Source organism: Streptococcus sp. GMD4S (genome assembly GCF_000296955.1).
The window spans coordinates 1-3,957 of the sequence record NZ_AJRE01000108.1; the positions used below are offsets into that span (position 1 = coordinate 1).

Genomic DNA, 3,957 nt, shown 5'->3' on the forward strand with positions numbered 1-3,957 from the left:
TAGCTATTTTTGTCCTTGATATGGGCATAGCGGGTGTTGCTTGGGGGACTATCTTGTCTCGCTTAGTCGGTCTTGTGATTTTGTGGTCGCAATTAAAGCTGCCTTTTGAGAAACCGACTTTTGGTTTAGATAAGGAACTATTGACTTTGGCTTTACCAGCGGCAGGAGAACGTCTCATGATGCGGGCTGGAGATGTAGTGATTATTGCCTTGGTTGTTTCTTTTGGGACGGAGGCAGTAGCGGGGAATGCAGTCGGAGAAGTCTTGACCCAGTTTAACTACATGCCTGCCTTTGGCGTCGCTACGGCAACGGTCATGCTGGTAGCTCGAGCAGTTGGAGAGGATAATTGGGAAAGAGTCGCTAGTTTGAGCAAACAAACCTTTTGGCTTTCCCTGCTTCTCATGTTGCCCTTAACTTTCAGTATCTATGCCTTAGGAACACCACTGACTCATCTCTATACGACCGATCCTGTAGCAGTCGAAGCGAGCGTTTTGGTGGCGCTGTTCTCTCTACTAGGAACCCCCATGGCGACAGGGACAGTTATTTATACGGCAGTTTGGCAGGGTTTGGGAAATGCTCGCCTCCCCTTTTATGCGACAAGTATTGGGATGTGGTGTATCCGTATAGGGACAGCTTATCTGATGGGTATTGTTCTTGGTTGGGGCTTGCCTGGTATTTGGGCAGGGACTCTCTTGGATAATGGTTTCCGTTGGTTATTTCTACGTTACCGTTACCAGCGTTATATGAGCTTGAAAGGATAGGAGATGCAAAAAACAGCTTTTATTTGGGATTTGGACGGGACTTTATTGGACTCATACGAAGCGATTTTGTCAGGGATTGAGGAGACCTTTGCTCAGTTTTCTATTCCTTATGATAAGGAGAAAGTGAGAGAGTTTATCCTCAAGTTTTCTGTGCAGGATTTGCTGGAGCAGGTGGCAGAAGAGAGAAATCTGGATGCGGAAGTGCTCAATCAGGTACGTGCCCAGAGCTTGTCTGAGAAAAATGCCCAGGTAGTTTTGATGCCAGGTGCGCGTGAAGTGCTAGCTTGGGCAGACCAAGCAGGGATTCAGCAGTTTGTCTATACTCATAAGGGGGACAATGCGCTTACCATTCTAAGAGACTTGGGTTTGGAATTTTATTTCACAGAGATTTTAACTAATCAGAGTGGTTTTGCACGCAAGCCCGGTCCAGAGGCGGCGACATATCTGCTAGACAAGTATCAGTTGGATCCTGATAACACCTATTATATAGGGGATCGGACTTTGGATGTGGAATTTGCCCAGAATAGTGGTCTTCAAAGCATTAACTTTTTAGAGTCATTTTATGAAGGGAATCAGAAGATTCAAGCACTAGCAGATATTCCTTATATTTTTGAGGATAAGTAACGAGAAGAGTGTGTCAGTTTTGTGACAGAAACCTAACAAACTATTTCAACTGATCGAGTTTGTTACAAGGAATGGTCAGTTCTGTTAAATAGGCCCGAGAGGGCTTTTTTTCTGCTTTTTTTGTGTTATGATAGACAGGTACTCATTTGAAAGGAATGTGAACGAATGAAGAAAAGAATTATCTTAGCCTCAACAGTAGCCTTGTCTTTTGCGCCAGCATTGGCAACTCAAGCGGAAGAAATTGCATGGACAGCACGTACCGTTGAGCAAATCCAAAATGACGTGACGAAAAACGAGAACAAAAACAGCTATACAGTTCAGTATGGTGATACCCTGAGCACGATTGCAGAAGCTTTGGGAGTTGATGTAACCGTTCTTGCTAATTTGAACAAAATCACCAATATGGACTTGATTTTCCCAGATACTGTCCTCACTACAACTGTCAATGAGGCAGAAGAGGTGACGGAAGTTGAAATCCAGACACCTCAAGCAGATTCTAGTGAAGAAGTGACGACTGCGACAGCTGATTTGACGACCAACCAAGTAACCGTCGATGAACAAACAGTTCAAGTAGAAGACCTTTCTCAACCAATTGAGGAAACTCCAACTGCAACAGAGAATGAAAAACCAGCAGAAGTAGCGCCAAGTTCAGAAGTTTCTGAGACAGGGACAGTTGCTGAAGAGACACCATCTACAGAAACACCTGTAGCTGAAGAAACAGCTGAAACGACTCCAGCGGAAGCACCAGTAGCAGAAACAACTCGCCCAGTTGAAGAAGCTCCACAAGTGGCGACTCCAGCTACCGAAGAAACGGCAGCAACAACTCCAGCAGAAGCACCAGTAGCAGCTGCGCCGGCAACTGAAACGCCTGCTGATACAACAGGAACAAGTGCAACAGAAGAAACAGCAGCATCAACAGCAACTTCTGACACTGCAACTTCGACTTATCAAGCAGAGCAAAGCCAAACTCCTTCAAGAACATATTCAGCTCCAGCAGCTCCTGACTATGCAGGACTTGCTGTAGCTAAGTCTGAGAATGCTGGTCTTCAACCACAAACTGCAGCCTTTAAAGAAGAAGTAGCCAACTTGTTTGGGATTACATCCTTTAGTGGCTACCGTCCTGGTGACAGTGGGGACCATGGTAAAGGTTTGGCCATCGACTTCATGGTTCCAGTGAGTTCAGCACTTGGTGATCAAATCGCGGAATATGCAGTCAAAAATATGGCTAGCCGTGGTATCAACTATATCATCTGGAAACAACGTTTCTACGCTCCATACGATAGTAAATATGGACCAGCCTACACGTGGAATCCAATGCCGGATCGTGGTAGTGTGACCGAAAACCACTATGACCACGTTCACGTATCAATGAACTAATCATTAAAATGGAAGTTGGGAACTAATTGAGTTCCCGCTTCTTTTTTTGTGTGATAGTTTCAGGGGAATGGGAAGATTATTCTGAAGCAAGGTGGGCCTGCTATTTTGACTCTGCTGAGTATGTTACTTTTGAAATAAGAAAACCAGCGTCCTGAACGACGCTGGTTTTTGTAGACTCTTATCCATTTCGACGTTTACGGGCTAGTAGGGCTCTGTAAAAGAAGATATGATTGTTTTGGATATAGGGAAGGATTGAAAAACTAGCAATTCCAAAAGTGAGCCAGTTGAGGAAGTACCAAGGGAGTAGTTGTAGGTCGAGGACAAAGCGCTGGAATTTGTAACCCTTCATCAAGAAACGGCTGGTTTTCAGGATTTGACGGGGTTTAGCCTGTCCTAAATCCAGAGTATCGCAGAGGAGGAATTCTACCTGCGAGTAGGCATAATATTGTGGAACGTAGAGGATGTTCCCTACAATCATCAAGATGAGACTCGCGAAAAAGTAGAGGCCAAAGGTCATAAGGAACTGCTCTGTTTCAAGGGATGAGAGGTCTAATTTTGGAAATTCAGGATGTAGGGCGACAAATCTCCGAGCTAAGAGATTGCTATAAAAGAGAAAATAAACGCCTACTAAGTTTGGAATGCTCCATAAAAAGAGGTAGAAACGTTTGAGGAGCAGAGTGAGGAAGGTTTGCGAGAAGCGCTCTTCAGCAAAGAGGGCCAGGCTTGATTTTACTGAGAGTTCTGTATCAGGATCCTTGAGGAGTCGGAGTGTCGCAAAAGCAGCACCTGCTAGAAAAATTGTGCTCAAAAAAGAAACCACTAGTGGGAAGAGATAGGCTTGGAGCACTTGTGCCAGCATGCTGAAAAAGGATTGCTCTAAAACACTTTCTTGGAGACGAGCCAAGGGGTTGAGAAAGCCTGATAAGATGACCAGTATGCTAGGTAAGAGATAGACGAGAAAGAGGCGGGGATTTTCAGCCTGAAACTGCCTCGTCTGCAGACGAATGGTTTTTAAATCAATTTTTGGGTATTTCATTCTCTCATTATACCATAGTTCGTGACAGTTCCTAGTTTTTTTGATAAAATCATACAGTATGCCTTTGGGCACAAAGTATGAACTGGGACTGTTTTTCCCAGCTTCGGAGGTAAAAAATGTCAGATTCACCAATCAAATACCGTTTGATTAAGAAAGAGA

Annotated in this window: 4 protein-coding genes; 3 read left to right on the forward strand and 1 reads right to left on the reverse strand. The window is 44.4% G+C overall.

What is annotated here, in order from left to right; all coding sequences use genetic code 11:
- The 3 genes from GMD4S_RS07270 to GMD4S_RS07280 all read left to right on the forward strand — a co-directional run.
- The coding region (locus tag GMD4S_RS07270) for an MATE family efflux transporter (protein ID WP_000518821.1) at positions 1 to 761 on the forward strand (761 nt) is incomplete at its 5' end.
- Positions 762 to 764: 3 nt separating this feature from the next.
- Positions 765 to 1,385, forward strand: coding sequence for an HAD family hydrolase (locus tag GMD4S_RS07275; RefSeq protein ID WP_001172833.1), 621 nt, complete (start codon positions 765 to 767; stop codon positions 1,383 to 1,385).
- A 165-nt stretch (positions 1,386 to 1,550) separates the two neighbouring features.
- Entirely contained in the window at positions 1,551 to 2,762 is a 1,212-nt protein-coding gene (locus GMD4S_RS07280; protein WP_000745991.1) for a LysM peptidoglycan-binding domain-containing protein, read from the forward strand.
- Positions 2,763 to 2,940: 178 nt separating this feature from the next.
- Here GMD4S_RS07280 and GMD4S_RS07285 read toward each other — a convergent pair whose 3' ends face one another.
- On the reverse strand, positions 2,941 to 3,798 hold the full coding sequence (locus tag GMD4S_RS07285) for a DUF975 family protein (protein ID WP_000876914.1): 858 nt from the start codon (positions 3,796 to 3,798) through the stop codon (positions 2,941 to 2,943).
- Positions 3,799 to 3,957: the final 159 nt, after the last annotated feature.